Source organism: Bacteroidales bacterium, from assembly GCA_023229505.1.
Classification (GTDB): Bacteria; Bacteroidota; Bacteroidia; order Bacteroidales; family JAGOPY01; genus JAGOPY01.
This window is the reverse complement of sequence record JALNZD010000025.1, coordinates 1-22,022: the sequence shown is the minus strand read 5'-3', so window position 1 is coordinate 22,022 and position 22,022 is coordinate 1. Positions and strand designations below refer to the sequence as shown.

19 protein-coding genes and 1 pseudogene are annotated in these 22,022 nt (G+C 41.7%); 9 read left to right on the top strand and 11 right to left on the bottom strand.

Going from position 1 to position 22,022, the window contains the following annotated elements:
• Positions 1 to 5: 5 nt before the first annotated feature.
• Both M0Q51_10155 and M0Q51_10150 read right to left on the bottom strand, forming a co-directional pair.
• On the bottom strand, positions 6 to 1,274 hold the full coding sequence (locus M0Q51_10155; protein ID MCK9400336.1) for an asparagine synthetase B: 1,269 nt from the start codon (positions 1,272 to 1,274) through the stop codon (positions 6 to 8).
• Between the two features lie 48 nt (positions 1,275 to 1,322).
• Positions 1,323 to 2,105, bottom strand: a complete 783-nt coding sequence (locus M0Q51_10150; protein ID MCK9400335.1) for a hypothetical protein — start codon at positions 2,103 to 2,105, stop codon at positions 1,323 to 1,325.
• A 191-nt stretch (positions 2,106 to 2,296) separates the two neighbouring features.
• On the opposite strand from M0Q51_10150, the gene M0Q51_10145 reads away from it, so the two are divergent.
• The 8 genes and pseudogenes from M0Q51_10145 to M0Q51_10110 all read left to right on the top strand — a co-directional run bounded on the left by M0Q51_10145 (position 2,297) and on the right by M0Q51_10110 (position 10,688).
• Entirely contained in the window at positions 2,297 to 4,555 is a 2,259-nt protein-coding gene (locus M0Q51_10145; GenBank protein MCK9400334.1) for an aconitate hydratase, read from the top strand.
• A gap of 64 nt (positions 4,556 to 4,619) precedes the next feature.
• Entirely contained in the window at positions 4,620 to 5,684 is a 1,065-nt protein-coding gene (gene porQ, locus M0Q51_10140; GenBank protein ID MCK9400333.1) for a type IX secretion system protein PorQ, read from the top strand.
• 136 nt (positions 5,685 to 5,820) lie between these two features.
• On the top strand, positions 5,821 to 6,927 hold the full coding sequence (locus M0Q51_10135) for a DNA replication/repair protein RecF (GenBank protein ID MCK9400332.1): 1,107 nt from the start codon (positions 5,821 to 5,823) through the stop codon (positions 6,925 to 6,927).
• Positions 6,924 to 7,214, top strand: coding sequence for a DUF721 domain-containing protein (locus tag M0Q51_10130; protein MCK9400331.1), 291 nt, complete (start codon positions 6,924 to 6,926; stop codon positions 7,212 to 7,214). Before M0Q51_10135 ends, M0Q51_10130 begins: the two co-directional genes overlap by 4 nt.
• A gap of 316 nt (positions 7,215 to 7,530) precedes the next feature.
• Positions 7,531 to 7,635 (top strand): annotated as a pseudogene (locus M0Q51_10125) (IS4 family transposase).
• Between the two features lie 427 nt (positions 7,636 to 8,062).
• Positions 8,063 to 8,932, top strand: coding sequence for a hypothetical protein (locus M0Q51_10120; protein MCK9400330.1), 870 nt, complete (start codon positions 8,063 to 8,065; stop codon positions 8,930 to 8,932).
• 72 nt (positions 8,933 to 9,004) lie between these two features.
• The gene (locus tag M0Q51_10115; protein ID MCK9400329.1) at positions 9,005 to 10,240 is read left to right on the top strand and encodes a hypothetical protein; all 1,236 of its coding nucleotides are present in this window, start codon (positions 9,005 to 9,007) and stop codon (positions 10,238 to 10,240) included.
• Between the two features lie 133 nt (positions 10,241 to 10,373).
• Positions 10,374 to 10,688 (top strand): helix-turn-helix domain containing protein, encoded by a 315-nt coding sequence (locus M0Q51_10110; protein MCK9400328.1) that lies wholly within the window; start codon positions 10,374 to 10,376, stop codon positions 10,686 to 10,688.
• A gap of 165 nt (positions 10,689 to 10,853) precedes the next feature.
• Here the strand turns inward: M0Q51_10110 and M0Q51_10105 are convergent, their stop codons facing one another.
• The 8 genes from M0Q51_10105 to M0Q51_10070 form a co-directional block, all read right to left on the bottom strand.
• Positions 10,854 to 12,674 (bottom strand): hypothetical protein, encoded by a 1,821-nt coding sequence (locus tag M0Q51_10105; GenBank protein ID MCK9400327.1) that lies wholly within the window; start codon positions 12,672 to 12,674, stop codon positions 10,854 to 10,856.
• Complete coding sequence (locus M0Q51_10100; GenBank protein MCK9400326.1) at positions 12,659 to 13,273, bottom strand: fumarylacetoacetate hydrolase family protein; 615 nt, start codon at positions 13,271 to 13,273, stop codon at positions 12,659 to 12,661. Before M0Q51_10100 ends, M0Q51_10105 begins: the two co-directional genes overlap by 16 nt.
• Positions 13,274 to 13,277: 4 nt before the next feature.
• Positions 13,278 to 14,882, bottom strand: a complete 1,605-nt coding sequence (locus tag M0Q51_10095) for an NADP-dependent glyceraldehyde-3-phosphate dehydrogenase (GenBank protein MCK9400325.1) — start codon at positions 14,880 to 14,882, stop codon at positions 13,278 to 13,280.
• Positions 14,883 to 14,933: 51 nt separating this feature from the next.
• On the bottom strand, positions 14,934 to 15,737 hold the full coding sequence (locus tag M0Q51_10090) for a 3'-5' exonuclease (GenBank protein MCK9400324.1): 804 nt from the start codon (positions 15,735 to 15,737) through the stop codon (positions 14,934 to 14,936).
• Between the two features lie 89 nt (positions 15,738 to 15,826).
• Entirely contained in the window at positions 15,827 to 17,032 is a 1,206-nt protein-coding gene (locus M0Q51_10085; GenBank protein MCK9400323.1) for a 2-oxo acid dehydrogenase subunit E2, read from the bottom strand.
• 106 nt (positions 17,033 to 17,138) lie between these two features.
• Positions 17,139 to 19,109, bottom strand: coding sequence for a glycosyltransferase (locus tag M0Q51_10080; protein ID MCK9400322.1), 1,971 nt, complete (start codon positions 19,107 to 19,109; stop codon positions 17,139 to 17,141).
• Positions 19,110 to 19,169: 60 nt separating this feature from the next.
• Positions 19,170 to 20,408: an NAD(P)/FAD-dependent oxidoreductase gene (locus tag M0Q51_10075; GenBank protein MCK9400321.1), complete on the bottom strand. Its 1,239-nt coding sequence runs from the start codon at positions 20,406 to 20,408 to the stop codon at positions 19,170 to 19,172.
• Between the two features lie 16 nt (positions 20,409 to 20,424).
• Positions 20,425 to 21,297, bottom strand: coding sequence for a universal stress protein (locus M0Q51_10070; protein MCK9400320.1), 873 nt, complete (start codon positions 21,295 to 21,297; stop codon positions 20,425 to 20,427).
• Positions 21,298 to 21,409: 112 nt separating this feature from the next.
• Between M0Q51_10070 and M0Q51_10065 the strand changes: the two genes are divergently transcribed.
• Positions 21,410 to 21,670, top strand: coding sequence for a DUF4342 domain-containing protein (locus tag M0Q51_10065; GenBank protein MCK9400319.1), 261 nt, complete (start codon positions 21,410 to 21,412; stop codon positions 21,668 to 21,670).
• Positions 21,671 to 21,792: 122 nt separating this feature from the next.
• Here M0Q51_10065 and M0Q51_10060 read toward each other — a convergent pair.
• The coding region (locus M0Q51_10060) for a hypothetical protein (protein ID MCK9400318.1) at positions 21,793 to 22,022 on the bottom strand (230 nt) is incomplete at its 5' end.

The following is a 22,022-nucleotide window of genomic DNA, read 5'->3' as shown; positions in this document are numbered from 1 at the left end:
AGGGCTTACGTTTTCCTCTTCTGCTGCCTTGCTGCAGGGAAAAGGATGTTGTTAAGGATGAGCCGGTAGCCGGGGGAATTCGGGAACAATTCGAGCTCAGTAGGGGGGTCTCCCACTTTGTGCGAATAGTCTTCCGGATCATGTCCGCCGTAAAATGTCCAGAACCCCTTGCCAAATTCACCATGGATATATCTTGCTTCGTTAAGGGGCTTGTTTTCACCCATCACTAAAACACTCGATTTGATCTGATCTTTGTTAAAAGCAGTCGTTTGTCCCATGAAAGCTTTTATGACCTGTGTATGGTTCTGGCAAAGCATAGTGGGGATCGGATCCCATTTGGCTGAGAAATCGAATAGGGTGAAGAAGTCTTTTCTTTCTATGTCTTTAGGTCTTGTATCAGTTACATCGATAGATGATATTTCGTATTCGTAGGGGTTAGTGCTGATGGTAAAATTAGTGAAGGCAAAGCAGTTGCCGTAATTGAGTTTTTGCTGAGCATCGGGATCCATTGGGTCACCGTCGAAAACAATATCACAAATATCAACACCATCAGCGGAGAGGGATACATCATAGCTGTCGGGTGCTGAACACATTGCAAACAGGTAACCACCACCCAGGACATAGTCTCTGATCTTTTTTGAAACAGCCAGTTTGCATTCAGAAACTTTTTCAAATCCGAGTGTATGCGCTGTTTCCTCATTGATCCTGACATCTTCCTGGTACCAAGGGAAATTCCGGTAAACAGACCAGAACTTACCATACTGACCGGTGAAATCTTCGTGATGGAGGTGCAGCCAGTCATACATAGGCAAAAGTCCCTCAATCACTTCTGTATCGTAGATGATATCATACGGGATTTCAGCATAAGTCAGTACGAGCGTGACTGCATCATCCCACGGAAGTTTGTTTTTCGGTGAATAGACTGCGATACGGGGGGCTTTATGTAATTTAACTGCATCCATGTTGACCAGCGGGTCAGCAATTTCCTGAAGGATATTCGTTGATTGCACATCTGCAATGACCTCGTAACTTACACCACGAATAATACATTCATCTTCAAAAGCTTTATTATGCTGGAACATATAACTGCCGCCCCTGTAATTCAGCAGCCAGTAAATCTCCACATCATAGGTCAAAACCCAGTAAGCAATACCGTAGGCTTTGAGATGGTCCTTCTGGGTATCGTCCATGGGGATAAGCAGGTACGCGGCCGAAGCCTGGCGGATCAGCAATAACAGGAACAGGAGTATGATCGCTTTGCGGATTGAATTCATAGTTTCATTAACGAAGATACATGAAAAATGTTTCAGACATCAGCCTTTTCATTCCCCGGGAGCCACAGTATCTGCTCCGGTTTTGAAAAAATCACTATAGCAGTCCATTATCGCAGCATATAGTTCGTAATCCGATGAATCAAGGATGAACTGAACCTGGAGGGCGCAAAAATCAATGAACTTTTTGATCTCACCTTCATCTTTTATTCCAGTAATCCTCGAAACCACATTTTTATTATACCTTTTATCAGCACTTTCCTTCTTCATTATTTCAGCATATGTTCTCTTTGAATGGGCTTCTTTACTGAATTTTTCATATAGAATGCTGATTAGAGGAAGCCTTATCCCAAAACCACCACTTAAAGAGTAAGAAAGCATTCTCATTTCTTCAGGAGAAGGAAGGTGGAGATCCAGATTCGCTAAGGGGTCTTCAATTTCCATCTCAATAAACTCTTTTTTGAATTGCTGATATGTTGCCGGCCAGGGACGGACGACCAATTCTTTCAAATTAACAGTTTTAGTTTGCATGCAAACTTTAGAATGATAACCTGTTGATGGAATATCGGCTGGTATCAAAATGATTACATGATCGAATGAAATGGCAGATATAATTAATGTGTCGCCTGGCAGAACCCCGATACGGAATTTGCCGTAATAGTCGCCTACAACGCCTTCATTCCTCGATTTAACAAGAATATGGGCATAAGAAACAGCTTGATGGTCTGTATCAGTTATTACACCTTCAAACAGTATTCGTTCTTCACCGCCTGTCTGGGCAAATGTTGTTAAAGCATAAAGGCAAAAGGTAGCGGAGATCAGTCTTTTAAGCATCAAGGCATCTTTAATTTTCAAAAATAACGCTCATAATCGAGTTGAAGTGTTAAGAATCGTTAAAAGTGACGAGTTTCTCAGGTCAATCTCCTTCAGGCGGGGACATTTCTTTTGCTCAAAATTTTTAACTTTGCAGCAATTTCGCCCCCACCCCATGGAGGGGGCAACTTAAACCTCAAAACTTAAACCTAATGTTGTTCGACCTCGATATGATCAGCAGCGTTTACGCCGGAATAGCTCAGAAAGTTGAGATTGCACGCAAAATAGCCGGCCGGCCGCTGACGCTGACAGAAAAGATCCTCTACGCCCATTTGTCTGGTGAAAATGAAAAGGGACCTTACGGCAGGGGTAAATCATACGTAAACTTCAATCCCGACAGGGTTGCCATGCAGGATGCCACTGCACAGATGGCGCTGTTACAGTTCATGCAGGCGGGGAAGAAAAAAGTTGCCGTTCCCGGCACGGTCCATTGTGACCACCTCATCCAGGCGAAAGCCGGCGCTAAAGTAGATCTCCGGGTTGCGCTGGATTCAAATAAAGAAGTGTTCGATTTCCTCTCTTCTGTGAGCAATAAGTACGGCATTGGATTCTGGAAGCCGGGTGCGGGCATCATACACCAGGTGGTACTCGAAAATTATGCTTTTCCGGGCGGCATGATGATCGGCACTGATTCTCATACAGTCAATGCCGGAGGGCTTGGCATGATTGCCATCGGCGTTGGCGGTGCGGATGCAGTCGATGTAATGGCCGGGATGCCTTGGGAACTGAAATTTCCAAACCTTATAGGAGTTAAGCTCACCGGCAAATTAAGCGGCTGGACATCTCCCAAGGATGTTATTCTGAAGGTTGCCGGAATTCTGACCGTGAAAGGCGGAACAGGCTGTATTGTGGAATATTTCGGACCGGGCGCAAAGGAGATATCCTGTACCGGCAAAGGAACCATCTGTAATATGGGGGCAGAGATCGGGGCTACCACTTCCCTGTTTGGTTATGATGCTACAATGGAAGCCTACCTTCGTGCTACCGCCAGGGCGGCAGTGGCAGATGCGGCTAATTTTGTCGCAGGACAACTCACTGGTGACCCTGAAGTTTACGAAAATCCTGGCCGGTATTTCGACCAGGTAATCGAAATAAATCTTTCAGAACTGGAACCGCATATCAACGGTCCATTCTCCCCGGACCTGGCCACCCCGGTTTCCACATTTGCCGAAGCGGTGGAAAAGAATGGCTGGCCGGAAATGCTGGAAGTCGGACTAATCGGCTCCTGCACCAACTCATCTTTTGAAGACATGACCCGCGCAGCATCCATTGCACAACAAGCATTGGACAAGAAACTGAAAGCGAAATCAGCATTTACCGTCACTCCTGGTTCGGAACAAGTCAGGTACACAGCCGAAAGGGATGGCTACCTTGAAGTTTTTGAGAAAATCGGCGGGATTGTGCTGGCTAATGCTTGCGGCCCCTGCATTGGGCAATGGGCAAGGCATAATGCCGATAAACAGGAGAAGAATTCGATCATGACCTCCTTCAACCGGAATTTCGCCAAGCGCAATGATGGCAACCCCAATACACACAGCTTTGTCGCCTCCCCTGAGATTGTGACGGCCTTTGCCATTGCCGGCACCCTGAAGTTCAATCCGCTGACTGATTCACTGAAAAATGAAGATGGTAAGATGGTAAGACTGGATGAGCCAAAAGGATTGGATTTTCCTGTGAGGGGATTTGACGTAAAAGACAACGGCTACCAGGCACCGGCTAAAGACGGGAGCAGGGTGGAAGTGGTTGTTGATCCGAAATCAGACCGGCTGAAGCTATTGGATCCTTTCCCGGCATGGGATGGCAAAGATCTGACCGGTTTGAAGCTTCTCATCAAAGCCAGGGGAAAATGCACTACGGACCATATCAGCATGGCCGGGCCCTGGCTCAAATACCGCGGACACCTCGACAATATTTCAAAAAACCTGCTAATCGGTGCTGTAAATGATTTCAACGGTAAGACCAATCTCGTCAAAAACCAGCTTACCGGTGAATATGGTGAAGTTCCGGCCACAGCGAGGAATTATAAAGCTGCCGGTAAAGGTTCTATCATTGTGGGGGATGAGAATTACGGGGAAGGATCATCTCGCGAACATGCCGCCATGGAACCCCGCCACCTGAATGTGAAAGCCATCCTGGTCCGCTCCTTTGCCCGCATTCATGAAACCAACCTGAAAAAGCAGGGAATGCTGGCTATTACTTTTGCGAACCCGCAAGACTATGATAAAATAAGGGAAGACGATCTTATCGATATCATGGGTCTAAAAGAAATGAACCCAGGCAAACCGCTGACACTGGTTCTGCACCATTTCGACAACAGCAAAGAAGAATTCCCTGTCAATCATACCTATAATAAGAACCAGATAGAGTGGTTTAAGGCAGGGGCAGCGTTGAATTTGTTCAGGGAGCATTGATTTTTTTATACTAATTTTAATCCTTCACCGTTAACTATTAATCGAAACAATAATTGATCAAAGAGTGAAAAAGATTCTACTATTATCTACTATGCTGTTTGTTCTGATATTTTCTTCAGCAAGGCTTGCCGGGCAAGTTGGGGGAAAGGGGACATATCAGTTTCTAAACCTTCCGAACTCAGCCCGGATTGCTGCACTTGGTGGCAACTTCCTCACGATTAACGATGATGACATCACCCTGACACTTGCCAACCCGTCGCTGATCAATGAGCAGATGGACAACCAGCTAGGCTTCAGTTTTGTTGACTATTTTACCGATATCAATTACGGGTTTGCCCAATATTCAAGGACTTTCAATAAAGCCGGCAGTTTTGTCGGAACCATGCAATACATCGATTATGGTAAGTTCCAAGAAGCGGATGAAGCCGGGGTTCAGTATGGCTATTTTCATGCAGGGGAGTATGCTTTAAATATCGGCTGGGGCAGGAAACTAACGCCTCGGTGGTCAATAGGATCTAATCTTAAATTCATCTATTCTTCCCTGGGGTCTTATAACTCTTTTGGCATGGCAGTGGATGTAGCCGGTTCTTACTTCAGTAAAGATGAACTGTTCGACGCTTCCATCATATTCCGTAATATTGGTTACCAGATCGTTTCGTACCGGGCCGGAAACCATGAACCATTGCCTTTCGAGATACAGGGAGGCTTATCAAAAAAATTCAAGCACATTCCTTTCAGAATATCTGTATTGCTAACCCACCTGGAAAAATGGGATGTGCGCTATGAAAATCCTGTCAATCCTTCCGGCGGTATCGATCCGATCACTGGTGAACCAAATAAAATAAGCGGTATCGATGAATTTGCTGACAATCTTATGCGGCATATCATTGTTGGCGGCGAAGTAACTATAGCAAAATTCCTGAGCCTGCAAGGATCTTATAATTACCAGAGAAGGCAGGAAATGAAAGTACCGGAAAGGCTTTCCACTATTGGGTTCTCCTGGGGCTTTGGCGTCCATGTGAAACAATTCCATTTCAGTTATGCACGGTCAGCCTACCACCTGGTAGGGTCACCCAATTTCATTACAATCATGGTGGACCTGGATGGGTTTGGGGGTAAAAAAGAGTGAAGGTAAGACTGTAAGACGGTAAGACTGTAGGACTGTAAGATAATTGGACAATTGGGCAGTTGGACAATAAAACAATAGAACAATTGAACAATTGAACACGAAGATCATGCGATTATCATAAGATGGATTTACTTGAATGTATTTACAGAAATTATCGATTACAAATTTTAAAAATTATGAGGAAGCCATACTCCCTTTCTCCGATAAGATCAATTGTTTTATAGGCGATAACGGAGCTGGTAAAACCAACCTCCTGGATGCTATTTATTACCTCTCTTTTTGTAAAAGTTATTTTAACGCGGTTGATACTCAAAATATCAGGCACCACGAAAGCTTCTTCAGTATCCATGGTACTTACATGAAAAACGGTGACAGGCCTGATGTCATTTCCTGTATCCAAAAAACTGATCAACGGAAACTTTTTAAATTCAATCAGAAGGAATATGAAAGATTGGCCGATCATATCGGCCTTTTTCCGCTGGTCATGGTTTCGCCTTACGACCGGGACCTGATCAACGAAGGCAGTGATATCCGGCGCCGTTACCTGGATGGAGTCATCGCGCAATTCGACAAGACCTATCTTGATAACCTGATCAACTATAATAAAGCACTCGCCCAACGAAATGCTCTTTTAAAGCATTTCTCTGATACCCGTTCTTTTAATCCTGATAAGCTTGAAATCTGGGACCGGCAACTTATCGATTATGGTCATAAAATCTATGAAAAGCGCACTTCTTTTTTGAAGGACTTTATCCCGATTTTCCGGCATTATTTCGGGTTCATTTCAGAAGGAAAGGAAGAAGTCGCCATTCAATATGTTTCCCAGCTTTCAGAACGGAATCTCGGTCAACTGCTGGCTGTTTCTGTCGAAAAAGACCGTGCGGCAAGGTTTACCACCCAGGGTATCCATAAAGATGACCTTGAATTGATGATCTCAGATTATCCATTGAAGAAGTTCGGGTCGCAGGGGCAGCAGAAATCTTTTGTGGTGGCCATAAAACTGGCGCAGTTTGATTACACACGCGACATTAAAGGTTTTAAGCCAATCTTACTTTTTGATGATATCTTTGACAAACTCGATGAAAATCGTGTGCACCAGATCATTCGTCTTGTGAGCGAAAATAGTTTCGGACAAGTTTTTATCACAGATACACAACGGTCAAGGATTGAGAAATTGTTTGAAGAAGTTGATATTAATCACAGGATATTTGAAATCAGGGAAGGAAAGGTAGAGCCATTATGAAAATTAATAGTGACAGGCCAATCAGGGAGGTGCTTAAAGAGCTTATCGAGACTTACCGTCTTGAAGGGAAGTTAAATGAGGTGAAAGTTATCCATTCCTGGGAAAAAGTGGTCGGGGAGATGATAGCCCGTCACACTAAAGACCTTTATATAAAGAATGGAAAGCTTTTCGTGAAAATCGACTCTCCGGCTTTAAAAAATGAACTAACCTATCAAAGCTCGACTATAATAGAAAACCTCAATGCTGAAGCAGGGTGCAAAGTGGTTGAGGAGGTCATTTTTATTTAGACATTCAAAAAAATTTAGATACTGGGATTTTTGGAAGAATGAAAATATCCAAATTTTTTCATGGTTTTTCATTTAATCCATTGAAGGAAATTGTTTTGTGTGTAGTTGGAGTTAAAATCGGGGTAAAATTTAGATACTTTTGTTTTGGATTAGGAGATTTGATCGTTTTTTATTCCATTGGATTTTCAACTTGGAAACATCTAAAGTATGTTAATATTTAGAATCTGTCTATATTAAGCTTACCTATTGATATCACTGAATTTATTTCCTATATTTGCGGGTGAATAATAAGATTCCTTTAGGGTATCGGAACATTTTCAAATGGGTAAAGCAGCATCTTAAAATTCAAACATTTTGGGGCCAAAGCGAAAATGGTGTCAGGACACAGGTTTGGATCGCTATTTCGACCTATTTGATCGTCATCATTGCTAAAAAGAAACTGAATTTGCAACATTTATTGTACGAAATCATGCAAATGATAAGCCTTTCAGCCTTCAATAGAACACAGATCAAATAACTATTTATAAACGAAGAAAATCAAGATGTCAAAGAACAATTTTATAATCAATTGAAAATGTTTTAACTAAGACGCAACGCTAGTGATTATTAGTAATAAATATAAATTAACTACCTCTATTGCTTTTATAAATATATTGAGCTATATTTGATGTGTTAAGAGAAAAGATAATTAAAAGGTTGTTCTTGACATTTCCTTGTTTAATTTATTCTCATTTAGTGTTGCAGTATAATCTTTATTCCTTAAAAGTCATTTTATTAGTTAAAATTAAGCTATTGAATTAGAGTTATTTGAGAAAGTTTCTTAATAATCACCATTAAATTTTATCCTTATGAAAAAGTATATCTTTATTTTACTCCTTATTGCCACCATATTTCTTGAATTTGGTTGCATTAAAGAAAATCATGAACAATCCAACAATGATAAATCATCAAATAATTTAATGTTAAAAATTGACACAGCGTACGTTCATACTACTCTATTAAATAATAAGTCAATTATACAGGATCATTTAAACTTAATTGCCAAGAGTCTTGTAGGAATGATGAATGATTCGGTTTTTAAAAATCTTGTTGTTAATGAATCATTAAAACGAAATGTATTAAAAGAGTATGCGGTAACAATTAGCACTCTTAATGATATTTACAATGCAAATAATGAGAATTTGGATTCAATATTGAGAGAATCATTATTAAAAATGGGTGGTACTCATAGTATGTGTGATTCCCTGGAAAATATTATAAATTCATTTGTAATTGATAATATTACATTCATTCCGAAAATATTTATGCCTACCCTGGGTACGGTATATTTCGATCATGGCTCATGGAATGGAATTGATGTTAGATTTGTTGCTATTTCTCAATTTTATATACCAAGCGACATTCCAACATATGCAATAGCCGATAGCTTAAATGTTACTTTTCAAGGTTGTGATAAAGTTTTTGATCGACCTACTTGGTATATTAGCGTAAGCCTGGATCTTGAGAATGAGCAGTTTAATAGAAATATTGTTGCATTAATTTGTCAGCCAGGTGAAGAATACACATGTGTATGCCGTCCATCACAAATTGGTAATCCGGATTGGTGTGATTGGGATGATTATCCAGGTGGTTCAGGGAATTGTGGCCTACCAAAGCCGGATGGGGACTGTCAAATGGAGTGTCCAATTGCTTATTATCCAATGTTAATAACATATTAGCGTTTTCAAATATTACTATAACAATTTAGGAAAGATTATTTCTTTAAACATCACAAAATAGTTTTGGTTATAATGCAAAGCATCTTCTTTATAGCATTCCTTATGTTAAATCAGGCTTACTTGCAACAAAGTTATACGAAAAATGAAGTACTCACAAAAAATATTGAATTATTAAAAATAGATTCATGCACTTTATTCAATAGTGAATTTAATAGTGAATATTCATCTTTTTTTGTAGAAGTTGATCATGAGTTTATTACATTATTTGATTATAGTTCTTGCTATTTATACAAATATGATTTGGACGGAAAATTTTTAGCGAAAATTTTCATTCATAAGTTTTCTGATAATAGTCCTTTACTTGTTGAATCATTTCAAACTTCAAATAATTTCTTATTCTTTTTAAAAACAATAAGATTATATTATTATGATTATAAGGGATATAAAAACTCTGGTAAATTAAATGTAAATGTTGATGATGGACTGATAAATAAAAAATGGGGTGCAAATCCTCAATTTTTTGCAGATTTAGAAAATAAAATATTTATCCTTCCAATATCTGTTATCCCTGAGGATTTAATTGGCAATGAACAAAGATGGGTGATGACTGACTATTATAAAAGCCCTGGACTTTTTGCTATTTATGATATATCTGGGCTATTAAATTCTGAAGTAAAAGCCATATCTGATACTTCTTCAATAAGCATACAAAGAGTAATAGGTCTGAGAGATCATATATATTGGGAAACCGAATTTCTCCCCCATATGGATAATCTGAATTGGAGTTATGATTCAAAATCTATGAGCATATATTATGCCGAAAGTGCCACTTATTTAATTAATCAATGTGCAATCTCCGGAAACATGATAAGAAGTTTTGGCATGCCGGGAGGTTGGCTTGAATCAAATGACAGTATAGTCACCCTGAATAATTTAAAGGAAACCCGACCGGAAATATCAATTCAACTAAATGAAGCTAAACTTAATTCTCTAATGTACGAAAATGTCTATTGCGATAATGAAACTTTATATAGGTTGTATAGTAACCCTTCTAAAGATACTACAAAAGGAATTATTGACCAAAGAGAACGCCTAAATGCACAAGATGAATTAATTAATAATAGAAAAAGATATTTGCAAGTTTATAACATCAAAAATGATTTTAATTTAGTTCAGGATATTCCACTTCCACCTAAATTTAAAATTATAACAATCATCAACGGCGTAATTTATGCCAATCCCTTTTTCGATACTAGTAAAAAAGAATTCAAGATATACAAATACATTTTCTCAAGTAAATCAAAGTAATACTGAACCTGAAATTTTCAGACTATTGTAATCTTCTAAAAATTCTTCTGTTTTTTCGTAACCCTTCGGTCTGATGCATCTTGACCCTTGATGATTCGCCACCTACCTTTGCCAGCATCAAATCTACAAACTTATGAGCAGATCTGAAAATTTGCAGGTAAAGATGTTTGCCCTGATCGAAGAATTATATCAAAGCAATGTTAACCGGAAAGAATTTTGCCGTCAGCATAGTATCTCTGTCAACTGTTTTTATTATTGGCAGAAGAAGTACCGGCAGCAGGCACAAAGTGATCAACCATGTTTTATTACTGTACGCACTGGAAAAGGTTCTATTACCAGGCATGGGTTCTCACACCCCATCGTCCTATCGTATCCCAACGGAATCAGTTTGCAGTTACCGGCGGGAACACCCATGGCAACCATTGGGTCGTTATTTCGTTTGATCTGAGCGGGCATGTTTTCTTTGTCATCATCGCTGAGCCACTCATAAAGGTTATCATTGGGTTTATTACAGTCCTGTTGAACCTTTTGTTTAGGTTTATGAGATTTGATTACGCCCCTTGCTTTAACCAGTTTAATTGTCCATATAGCTCAGGCTCATACATAGGAAATGTCAATTCGTGATTTTAAAAATCGTGTAGCCTTCATAAATAGCAATGCGTACTTTTTCCTTGTTCCATAAATATATAAGTATCGTTTTGCTCTCTTGTGGAATATCGTGGATGATCATAACATGGCGGAATAAGTGATTATGCTGATCCCAAACAGGGTGCAGATGATCAAGGTCAATGGCTTCATAAGCCAGGGTATTCCGGTTTTCATCAAATACTTCAACAACAACGGCTGCTTGCAATGTTTTTTTTGGACTTTCCAAAGTAAGCTCCGTTTCAAGCCGGAGGCTCTTGCCTTTTATACTGTCAGAAGAGATTTCAAACAAATTGTAGTATTCTCCTTGCCCATGGATTGGATTTTCTAGTGTAAGTGTTTGGAATGAAATGAAATCCGGTCCGGCGATCTTCCGGTATAATGCTGTTTGCGTGCTTTGGTCCGTTAATATTGGCTCAAATAAGCCTCTGATAGAATCCGGAAGTGGGAATTCGTGAATGAGAAAATCAGCGCTTGGATTTGGAAAAGCTTTCCAAGTCAGAGGATTCAATAAACCGCCTGAACGGTAATTCATAAATGCCCAGCCCTGTCGGCGTGCCTGGTAGGAAGAAACGACCGGGGGGAATGGCTTTCGGCTTGCATCATCTTTTATATACTGAAAAAATGCAGGAGGCACTTGCTGGCTGTTTCCATATACCGATTTCTTTAAGCTGACCTGCTCTATGGAATAAACCAGGATAAATACAAAAGGGATTACTGCAATCAGGGTATATCGCCTGAAAGCAGCTGGCAAACTATCCAGGGCAAAAAATACCATCGCGTAAAAAAGTGGTACAAGGTGCATGGCAGCCCGGTCCTCCTGAAAATTAACATTCCAGAAATAGTATAAAAGCAATGAACCAATCCAGCTGATAAGGAGCAATGCAGGAAAAATAGCGTGCCCTTTCGGAAGATAATGACGTTCTTTCTTCGTTATCAGCACAACCAACGTACCAAAAACGACAATTGCAAATGAAAAAACGGCCAAACTTTCAATTATAATTTTAAACCGGCCTGAAATCATTGCTGCCAGTGATTCAACAGTTACTTTGAAAAAACCGGCGGATGATCCGTAATAAAAGCCTGCTGCTTCGCGGACCTGAAATGAATAGAATATAAAATAAAGTGAGGATAATCCTCCGGCAAGGAAAACGAATAAGATTGAGGTTATGACTGTTTTTTTCTGAAGAGATTTTAATTTGAAAAGCAGCAGCGCTAAAATGAAAATATGTATCGACAGGCTGATGAAGATCAGGTTGAGGTTTGCCGCTGTTGCCAAAATTGAATACAGCACTGCCAGGATGACCGGCTTCAGCCTGGTTTCTTTGATAAGATTGATAAGTTCATAGAGCGCTCCGGTCATCAATGCGATTGAAAGGCCATAACCCCTGGAATAGCTGAAAAATTCGAGAAGAAAATGGGTGCCGGCAGACAGAAGTATAAACCCCCATTTTGCGAAATTCCAGTTCAATAGCCTGGAAAGTTTAAAGATGAAAAAGAAATAAACCAGTGTGGTGAGGACATTAGGCAGCCGGAGCGCCAGGGGAGATGAACCGAAAATCTTAAAGGATACCCATGTAAAGATCGAATTAAGTATGTGATTATTTGCATCAATGGTCGAAAAGGGTGGAAAGAGCTTCCCAGGCTGGATGTACATGAAAAAAGTGGCTGCTTCGTCACTCTGGAAAGGAATAAAAATTGCCCTTAACCAGGTATAAATCCAGGCAATAGTGACGAGAATTATAAAGACAGAGATAGAATACCTTGCTTTACCTACTTGATGTTGCATGTCAGCATAAGATTTCCTTCAAGATAGGCTTCAAGCTTGTCGCCGATCTCTACCGGGCCAACACCGGCAGGAGTGCCGGTGAAAATGAGGTCTCCCGTTCGAAGGGTCATGAATTGTGAAACATAAGCAATAATCTTTTCGAACGAAAAGATCATTTCATCAGAATGGCCCTCCTGGACTCTTTTCCCGTTCAATTCGAGGTGAAAGCTGATGTTTTTCAGATCAGGCATATTTTCTTTGAGGACGAATTCAGGACTGATAGGTGCCGAGTAATCGAAACCCTTGGCTATTTCCCAGGGGAGGCCTTTTTCTTTGCATTTCTGCTGAAGGTCACGGGCGGTAAAATCGAATCCGAGGCCGATCTGGTCATAATAATCCTGTGCATACTTTTCAGGTATTGATTTGCCGACTTTGCAAATTTTCAGAACCAACTCAGTCTCATAATGAATATCTTTAGAGAAATCCGGATAATAAAACGGACGGTTCCTGATCACCAGGGCTGTATCAGGCTTAAGAAAGAATACGGGATTATCAGGTAGCGGATTACTAAGCTCACGGGCATGTTCCACATAATTTCGGCCGATACAGATGATTTTCATGGTACTAAAATATGAAATCCGTCGATAAAAAGTTCGACTTGTCTTCTTTTACGATAGTGGTGATGATTTGCTTGTTGAGGTCATTGCTTTTTGCTGCAACAAGGCTACGGATGGAGAATACCCTCAGTGCATCAGAAACTGAAAGGGTGCCTTCCGCAGAATCTTTCCTTCCGGTAAATGGGAAGGAATCAGGCCCCCGTTGGCACTGGCTGTTGATATTCAGCCGGCAGACCTGGTTGACCAGCGGATCGATCAGTTTTGAGATGTCATCTGCATCTTTTCCGAAAATACTGATCTGCTGACCGTAATTGGAGGAAGTTACGTAATCCAGTGTTTCCTGTATATCATGGAAAGGAACTATGGGCACAATGGGGCCAAATTGCTCTTCAGACCATATTCTCATGTCATTGCTGACCGGGTATAAAATGGCAGGCGTGAAGAAAGTATGGAAGACTTGTCCGCCGGAAGGATTTAATATTTTGGCCCCTTTTGAAACCGCATCTTTGACCAGTTCTGTGAGGTAGTCTGTTTTACCGGCTTCGGGTAGTGGAGTAATCTGTATGTTTTCTTCCCAGGGCATCCCGCTTTTCAAACCGGCTATCCCTGCTGCCATCTTTAGGTTAAATTCCTTTGCGATGGATTTATGTACGAAGATGATTTTCAGCGCTGTGCATCGCTGGCCATTATATGATAGGCCTCCCAGCAGGCATTCCATAACCGCAAGGTCCAGATAGGCATCAGGGAGGATGATGGCCGGGTTTTTAGCTTCCAGCCCCAGTACACTGCGAAGCCTGTGTGGCTTAGGATGTTGCTTTTTAAGAATGCTGGCCACCCGGCTGGTCCCGATAAATGCGAGCACATCGATCTGTCCTGACTCCATCAAAGGGCCAACCACGTCTGAACCATGCCCGTAAACCGTGTTCACTACCCCGGGGGGGAAAGCATCCCGGAAAGCTTTTAACAGGGGATGGTGCAACAAAACACCATATTTTGGCGGTTTGAAAATAACCGTATTGCCCATGATCAGGGCCGGAATAAGGGTGGTGAAAGTCTCATTCAAGGGATAATTATAGGGCCCCATGCAAAGTACAACACCCAGTGGCGACCGCCTCACCTGGCCGATGATTCCCTGCTCGATCTGGAAGCGTGAAGAGTTGCGGTCCAGCTCCTTAACGGCTTCAATGGTATCACGGATATATTCAACCGTCCGGTCAAATTCTTTTGCTGAATCATTGTATGTCTTGCCGATTTCCCACATCAACAGGTTGATGACGCTTTCCCTCCGTTCTTTCATCCTGAACATGAAATCCTCCAGGTGCGCTATCCTGTCTTCGACAGATAAAGTAGGCCAGCAACCACGGCCGTGATCAAAAGCCTTAACAGCGGATTCAAGGGCCAGGCACGATTCATTGGCTGTCATCAGTGGGTACTCTCCAATCAGATACGGGGAAATATTTCCTGAATTATCTTGAATGCATACCGGCGAAAAAACTTTCTGATAAGGGCCATTCCAACTTAATAGCTCGCCGTTGATAAGATAATCACTTTGGAAAACAGGCTCATTAAGGCGGAATCTTTCAGGGATCTGGTCAATGGAAGGGAAAGTCATTGGTTAGTGGTTAATGGTTATGGTTAATGGTTGGGAATTTTTAATTATTAATTATTTCCCCATCCTCTTCCAGATAGCCTGTATAACCCTCTTAGTAGACAGCGGGAACTGGCTTTTCATCATCCAATCATAATAGGATGGCTCTTTCCGGAAGACATCCTCGATAGGTCGTCCTTTATATTTGCCGAAATTAAGGATTTCCTGCTGCTTCTCATTAAACACGATATGACCAACCAGATCGACATTTTGTGTATAAAAGGAAAAATCATGTAAGTCTTTGACATTGTTTTGCACAGGCTGACTTGTGATACCATCGGGGTTGATGTATTCCTGTCCTTTGTACATATCAAGCTGGGCTTTAAGGACTTCGTATGTGGCCATTGCATCAGTTTCGGCAGAATGTGCCATTTCCAGGTCTTTATGACAGTAGAACTTATAGGCAGCTTTGAGATTGCGCGGTTCCATCTTGTGAAAAATATTCTGGACATCAACAATATGGCGGTCCATCAAAGAAAAATCTATGCCAACACGCAGGAATTCCTCGACAAGCAGAGGAATGTCAAATTTGATGGCATTATAACCTGAAAGGTCAGCCTGGTCAAGAAATTTCTCTAAATCCGGAGCAATTGAGCTAAAAGACGGACAGTCTTTCACATCAAGGTCGGAAATACCGTGGATCATTGTCGATTCCTTGGAAATGGGTATTCCGGGGTTCAGGCGCTGTGTAAACACTTCCTGTTTACCTTCAGGCATTATTTTAACGACAGAAATTTCGACAATTCGGTCTGTCGCGACATTGAGTCCGGTTGTTTCGAGGTCGAAAATGGCAAGTGGGCGGGATAGGCTTAGTTCCATGAAAGGAGATTTATTGTTATTGGTTAATGGTTAGTAGGTAGTGGTTGAATAATCTTAAACTTTGCACTTTGCACTTTGCACTTTGCACTTTACAGGTTCCTGTTTATGTCCCAGTTTTCTAATATTTCTTTCATCTTCTTCAGGAACATGCCGCCGAGTGCACCGTCGACGACACGGTGATCATAAGCCAGCGAAAGGATCATGATGTGCCTGATGCCGATAAGGTCTCCCTGCGGTGTTTCTATGACAACCGGCTTTTTTCTGATGGCGCCGATGCCAAGGATCGCTACCTGGGGCTGGTTAATGATCGGGGTGCCGGTTAAACTGTCGAAGGTGCCAAAGTTCGTAACCGTGAATGTGCCTCCCTGGATTTCATCCGGGATAAGGCTGTTTTTTCGAGCCCTGTCAGCTAAGTCGTTCACATCTTTGATGATTCCGAAAAGACTCTTCTGGTCGGCATTTTTGATCACCGGAACAATCAGGTTTCCGTTTGGCAAAGCGGTAGCCATGCCAATATTGACCTTCTTGCGATGTATGATGTTGTATCCGTCCACCGAAGCGTTCACCCTGGGAAATTCTTTGAGTGCCAGCGCTGATGCTTCAATGAAGATATGTGTGTAAGTAAGTTTTTCTTTCTCACGTGCAAAGAAACTGTCTTTTGTTTTTTCCCTCCAGGTTACGATGTTGCTTACATCGACATCGATAAATGATGTCACATGAGGGGAAACATGTTTCGACATTACCATGTGGTCGGCGATCAATCGTCTCATCCGGTCCATCTCAAATAATTCATCACCGCTTTCCATTACAACCTTTGGAGTTTCATATACGGGAGCCGGTTTCGATGCAGTTATTCCTGCCGGTGCCGCAATACCAGCGTCAGGCTTATGCTGAAGGTAGTCAAGGATATCCTGCTTGGTAACCCTGCCATCTTTACCAGTCCCTGCAATCCCATCGAGTTCCCGAATGGATATATTTTCCTTTTTCGCAATACTTTTTACTAAAGGGGAATAGAATTTCTCAACTGTTGTTTCATCCTTCGGGGTTGCTTCACCTCCCATATCAATAATGGCAATGACTTTTCCGACCGGAACGACATCGCCTTCTTTAAATAGTACTTCTTCAAGAATCCCTTCAACCGGTGAGGGAATCTCCGAATCAATCTTATCTGTGGCTATTTCAGCGAGTGCGTCATCTTCGGAGACTTGGTCACCCTTGCTTTTCAACCATTTGATAATGGTTGCCTCTATGATACTTTCGCCTAACTTGGGCATTATTATTTCAAATCTGGCCATGAAGATTTATTTTGGTTCGAGAGCGCTTTTTTGCCTTGCTGGTAAGCGCCTGCAAAAGTAATCATTTAAATTAACAAAGAATCGTTCTGAATTGTTTGCCTGCTCATCAACTTTTCCTGCCCAGGTTCCTGAAACCTTTCACGATGATGTTCAGGTCGCTGTTTGTGCTGTAATCACGGGCGTAGATAAAATTAAGCCTTCGCTTGATCTCTTCAGATATATTATCCTTCCCAAAGGCATCTAACGGGTTCAGGATCCCTTTGCGGATATGGGGAAGCCGCTCCATATCATAGTGTTCGTCACGGATATAACCTACCCAGGAGCATAAGGATACCGCAACCAGAAAAATGTTCCTGATCAATCCCCATGGCTTGTTTACAAGGAATACCAGCAAGGGTAACATTAAGATTACACCAATACAGGCAGCCAGGTCAAGCAGGCGTTTGTTCCTTTTATTTTCAACATTCGTAATAGCATTGAGATTGACCGTGTATAGATCGCCGGCAGTATTGATCGAATTGCTTCCTATGATTGAAAGGCTGTCTTCCGGGGCGATTTTAAAATCAACATTCAGGTCCTGCAAAGATGACATCTGGTCGATGATTGCCTGGTGGCTCATGCTTTTGGAGCAGAAAATGACCTCATCTATCCTGTAAACCCTGATTATTTCATTGACTTGCGACAATGAACCGATAAAACCATCATTTTTTTGCTCCCTTGCTGCGACCGAGATCAGTCCGATAAAGCCAGGGTTGCCATATGAGCTTTGCAACAGTTCCCAAACTCTTTTAGCTTCATCGCGGTCACCTATGATCACAAACCGCCGGTTTCTCATCGGTCCAAACTGGATATTGCGGAACTTTGCCAAATGAAAAACGGTCCTGGTGGCTGACATCACCATAATGGCCCAGACAGATCCTAAGAGAATAATAGCCCTGGAAAACCTAAGGTTTTCAGGCAGCAACGCATAAGCCACCAGGATGATGATCGTACCAAGTAAAATGCCTCTGAATATCCTGGAGAATTTTACCGGTTTATCATAAGTTCCGTTGAAATAGCCTGATATTAACCAGACAAGTACGTAGCCAGGCACCGCCATGGTAAAGAATCCGGGCGGATATCCTCCCCCCTGGCGGAAAATCACGTGTTCTTCCCAGTAATTGATGATGAAGAACATCCCGCCATAGATCAGGATGGCATCAAATAAAGGCAGCAAAGCCCTGGATAAGAAACGGTTGAAAATCGCCAGGAATGCCCTGAAGTAAATAGCCAGGTGGATCAGGAAAGAAAACATCCTTGCTCTTTTGGAGGTGAAATGTTTCCTGGCAAAAATGATCATCGCATTATAGAAAAGAATGACATAATTAATGCTTCCTTTCTTCGTGCTTTCCCCTTTATAATGAATGATACGTGTTTCGGGATAATAATAATTCTGAAAACCGGCTTTAAGTATCCTGTATGACAGATCGATGTCTTCCCCATACATAAAAAAAGTCTCGTCGAGCAGACCAATTTTATCGAGGACTGTTTTTCTCAGCAGCATAAATGCGCCGTTTAAAATCTCGACAGGATTTATCTGGTCTTTATCCAGGTAACCGAGATGGTATTTACCGAAAACTTTGGATTTCGGGAAGAACCTTGATATTCCGAAGATCTTGTAAAAAGCCACGGAAGGAGTTGGAAGCCCGCGTTTTGATTCCGGCAGGAAATTGCCTTTTCCGTCAATCATTTTTACTCCGAGGCCGCCGGCATCCGGGTGGGTATCCATAAACAACAGGATCCTGGAAAAAGTATCACTTTCGACAACAGTGTCGGGGTTCAGCAAGAGAACATAATCCCCGGTTGACTTTTTAATAGCCTGGTTGTTGGCTTTTGAGTAACCTGTATTTTCCTTGTTCTCGATTAGGGTAACTTCAGGGAACCTTCCCCGGACCATTTTGACCGATCCGTCGACAGAGTTATTGTCAACGACGAAAACTTCCGTTTGCAGGCCTTCGCTGGCGCGGCGAACTGAATGCAGGCATTGCTCGAGGAAGTATTTAACGTTATAGTTGACAATGACAACGGATAGTTTCATCTGTCTCAGGTTGAATATCAAAGGCAAAAATACAAATCATGAAGCTATCATGGACAGGTATTATAACCCAAGTAACAATTTAAGATAAAATAATGTCTTGCTAAGTTTTTTTTTCTCTTTATTGCTATAAACCATTTCCGAAAGCAACTCCCGTGTATTTTCATGACGGGAAGCTCTGCCAATGACAAGGTTCAGTAACCGTTTCTTACGGGCGAGACTTTGTAATTTCAGTCCTAAATTTAATTCGGCGCCCAGCTTTTTATAGATTACCTGCTGGTAGTTTTTGGAATTCAAGTAGCTGAAATTATTTTTATCAAGGCAATCCGAAGCGATTTCTGCGGCAATGTAACCGCTGACCATTGCATTACCGATACCTTCGCCTGTAAAGGGATCTATCAGCCGGGCGGCATCACCGAGCAATAAATAGTTATCTCCTGCGATCCGCAAAGGGCCGGTATAAAAAGGCAGCCTGTTCGCCTCAATCTTGCCATTAAGTTTTGCATTATCGAACCGAACTTGCAAGTGAGGATATTTTTCAATTAGATGGAAAAGCAATTCTTTCAGGCTGCGCGGATTATTTCTGGCCAAGGGCTTGGGTAATGCAAGGCCGACATTGGCTGAGCCGTCTTGAAAGGGGAAAATCCATAAATACCAAGGGAGAAGCTCTTTTAAAAAATGTATCTCAATGGCATTTTGCTGATCGGTGCCTGTTACATTATCAAAATATCCTCTTATGCCTATTCCTTCTTCAACCTGGCCAGGGTAAGAAGGATCCAGTTGTTGGATCAGCTTTCTGTCGGCACCTGCAGCAAGAAGGACCATGCGTGTTTCTGCAATACATCTGCCATCCGTATCTTCCAGGATAATCGTACCGTCTTTCCGGATTAGTTTTTCAATATGGATTCCTGCTTCAGAGTTAACTGTGGAAAAACTTAGGGCCTTCTTTAGCAGAAAATGATCGAAATCAATTCTTTTGCAAACATAACCTGTGGGGAGAAAGAAATGATCTGATTTAAAAGATAACTCTATCATTTTCAGATCAGGTGAATAGAAACGCACAGCCCTGGAACTGGATGCGAAACTTGATTGGCTGAGCCCGGAAACATAATCAGGATCGATCTTGTTCAGGGTGCTGATCACTTTGCCACTCAAGCCATCACCGCAGATTTTCTCACGTGGAAATTGATATTTATCGATAAGCAGGCAGGGGATACCCTTTTTAGCGAGCGCTAAAGCCGCTGATGTACCTGCCGGTCCTGCGCCAATGATGGTAATGTCGGATTTGATTGGATCGGGCATCTGTCAACTTTACGTGCTATTGGATTGGTCTGACAGCCATGATTGGAATGCGGGTAAGAAAAAGATCTTCCTTTGTAATGCCCTGATAGAATATATTTTTAAGGATGTTTCGTTTATGGGGGATGAAGGCGATCAGATCAATTTTATGCTCTTCAAGGAAATTCCCAAGTGTCTCTTGTTGGCGATTATTATCAAGAATGTGAAAAGATATCCTCCCTTCCAGCTTTTTAAGTGTATGGTTTTCAGTGAGATTTTTAATTTCCTGCTTTGCCTCGACATTATCATCATCTTTCAATAAATGCAGACAGAAAATATTCACGTGGAAAGGCGAAAGGACAGTGTCAATTTCAAGAATAGCATCACAGTCAGCCGGGTCGAAGGTAGTCATGTAAGCCACGTTGCTGATCGAAGGAGTTTCTTCCAGCCCAGGCACAGCGATAACAGGGATTTTTGTATTATCAATGATCCGGCGCGCCACCGATCCTGATAGCAGCCTTTTCTTACCCATACCACTGGAACCCATGATGATAAGGTCGGGATCAAGTTGCTGAATAGCCTGAAGGATTTGCACTTCCGGGTCGCCGCTTCCCATCTGGTAATTGACTTTGACCTTTGAAAACCCCGATCGTGAAAGGTTGGAATTTAATTCATCAGCCATTTCCTTGAGCCTCGATTCTTTTTGTTGATGGAAATCGAGTATAATTTCATCTGTCAGCATAATCCCTGACTCAAAACCGGTATTAAATCCCCCGTCAGAAAAATACAACTGGTCGAAAAATGAATAAAACAAGGTAATTTCAGCTCCGGTAGCTTTTGCAATTACCAGGGCATATTGGCAGGATATGTCGGTATGTGGCGAAAAATCAACAGGCACTAGTATCCTTTTCATATCAATATTGAATTTGGAAATGATTCAGATCAAATATACATCAAAATCAGGAACCAGCCACCGATAAATGCTTAATTTTGATCAATAACAAAATTGGTTAAAAATATTTATCATGGAAACACAAAATAAATCGGAATTCAAAGTTACCGGAGAAGAACTATTGGCAAAGATCAAGGAATTGATCCACGAAGGCAATGTCAGGAAGATCATTATCAAAAATGAAAAGGGAGAAACTTATCTTGAGATTCCGGTTGCAATCGGACTTATCGGAGCCATTTTAGCGCCTGTCTTTGCAGCTATTGGAGCCCTTGCAGCCCTGGCCGCTAATTTTACAATCGAGGTTGAGCGGAAAGAGGATGAACAGGAGAAATGAAAATTGAAAGTTGAAAATTGAAATTTGGTTTCTTAGAGCTCGATAAGATTCAGCTTGTATTGGACAACCATCAGATTGCTTAACCTCTACGAGGTATTTTAGTCTATGGGGTTTCTTGGATTTTACAACACTAAGTCGTCTACGACGAATTCTGCATAGCAGATAAAGTACTGTAGAAGCGTGAAATACGGTTTGAAATTAATTCCCCGTAGGGGATCAACAAAAGGTGTGCCGGGCATGTAGTAAATCTCAATGGTGCGGGGGTAAACGCCTCCAAGTCCAAAAAGAGCCGTAATGGCCGGAATCTTATAGCCGAAAGCAAGGGTGTCCCGGGCGACCGGGAATCCGAAGG

Coding starts and splice junctions, on each gene's coding strand:
- M0Q51_10155 (MCK9400336.1), bottom strand. CDS start 1,274: ATGAATTCAATCCGCAAAGCGATCATACTCCTGTTCCTGTTATTGCTG.
- M0Q51_10150 (MCK9400335.1), bottom strand. CDS start 2,105: ATGCTTAAAAGACTGATCTCCGCTACCTTTTGCCTTTATGCTTTAACA.
- M0Q51_10145 (MCK9400334.1), top strand. CDS start 2,297: ATGTTGTTCGACCTCGATATGATCAGCAGCGTTTACGCCGGAATAGCT.
- M0Q51_10135 (MCK9400332.1), top strand. CDS start 5,821: ATGTATTTACAGAAATTATCGATTACAAATTTTAAAAATTATGAGGAA.
- M0Q51_10130 (MCK9400331.1), top strand. CDS start 6,924: ATGAAAATTAATAGTGACAGGCCAATCAGGGAGGTGCTTAAAGAGCTT.
- M0Q51_10120 (MCK9400330.1), top strand. CDS start 8,063: ATGAAAAAGTATATCTTTATTTTACTCCTTATTGCCACCATATTTCTT.
- M0Q51_10115 (MCK9400329.1), top strand. CDS start 9,005: ATGCAAAGCATCTTCTTTATAGCATTCCTTATGTTAAATCAGGCTTAC.
- M0Q51_10110 (MCK9400328.1), top strand. CDS start 10,374: ATGAGCAGATCTGAAAATTTGCAGGTAAAGATGTTTGCCCTGATCGAA.
- M0Q51_10105 (MCK9400327.1), bottom strand. CDS start 12,674: ATGCAACATCAAGTAGGTAAAGCAAGGTATTCTATCTCTGTCTTTATA.
- M0Q51_10100 (MCK9400326.1), bottom strand. CDS start 13,273: ATGAAAATCATCTGTATCGGCCGAAATTATGTGGAACATGCCCGTGAG.
- M0Q51_10095 (MCK9400325.1), bottom strand. CDS start 14,882: ATGACTTTCCCTTCCATTGACCAGATCCCTGAAAGATTCCGCCTTAAT.
- M0Q51_10090 (MCK9400324.1), bottom strand. CDS start 15,737: ATGGAACTAAGCCTATCCCGCCCACTTGCCATTTTCGACCTCGAAACA.
- M0Q51_10085 (MCK9400323.1), bottom strand. CDS start 17,032: ATGGCCAGATTTGAAATAATAATGCCCAAGTTAGGCGAAAGTATCATA.
- M0Q51_10080 (MCK9400322.1), bottom strand. CDS start 19,109: ATGAAACTATCCGTTGTCATTGTCAACTATAACGTTAAATACTTCCTC.
- M0Q51_10075 (MCK9400321.1), bottom strand. CDS start 20,408: ATGCCCGATCCAATCAAATCCGACATTACCATCATTGGCGCAGGACCG.
- M0Q51_10070 (MCK9400320.1), bottom strand. CDS start 21,297: ATGAAAAGGATACTAGTGCCTGTTGATTTTTCGCCACATACCGACATA.
- M0Q51_10065 (MCK9400319.1), top strand. CDS start 21,410: ATGGAAACACAAAATAAATCGGAATTCAAAGTTACCGGAGAAGAACTA.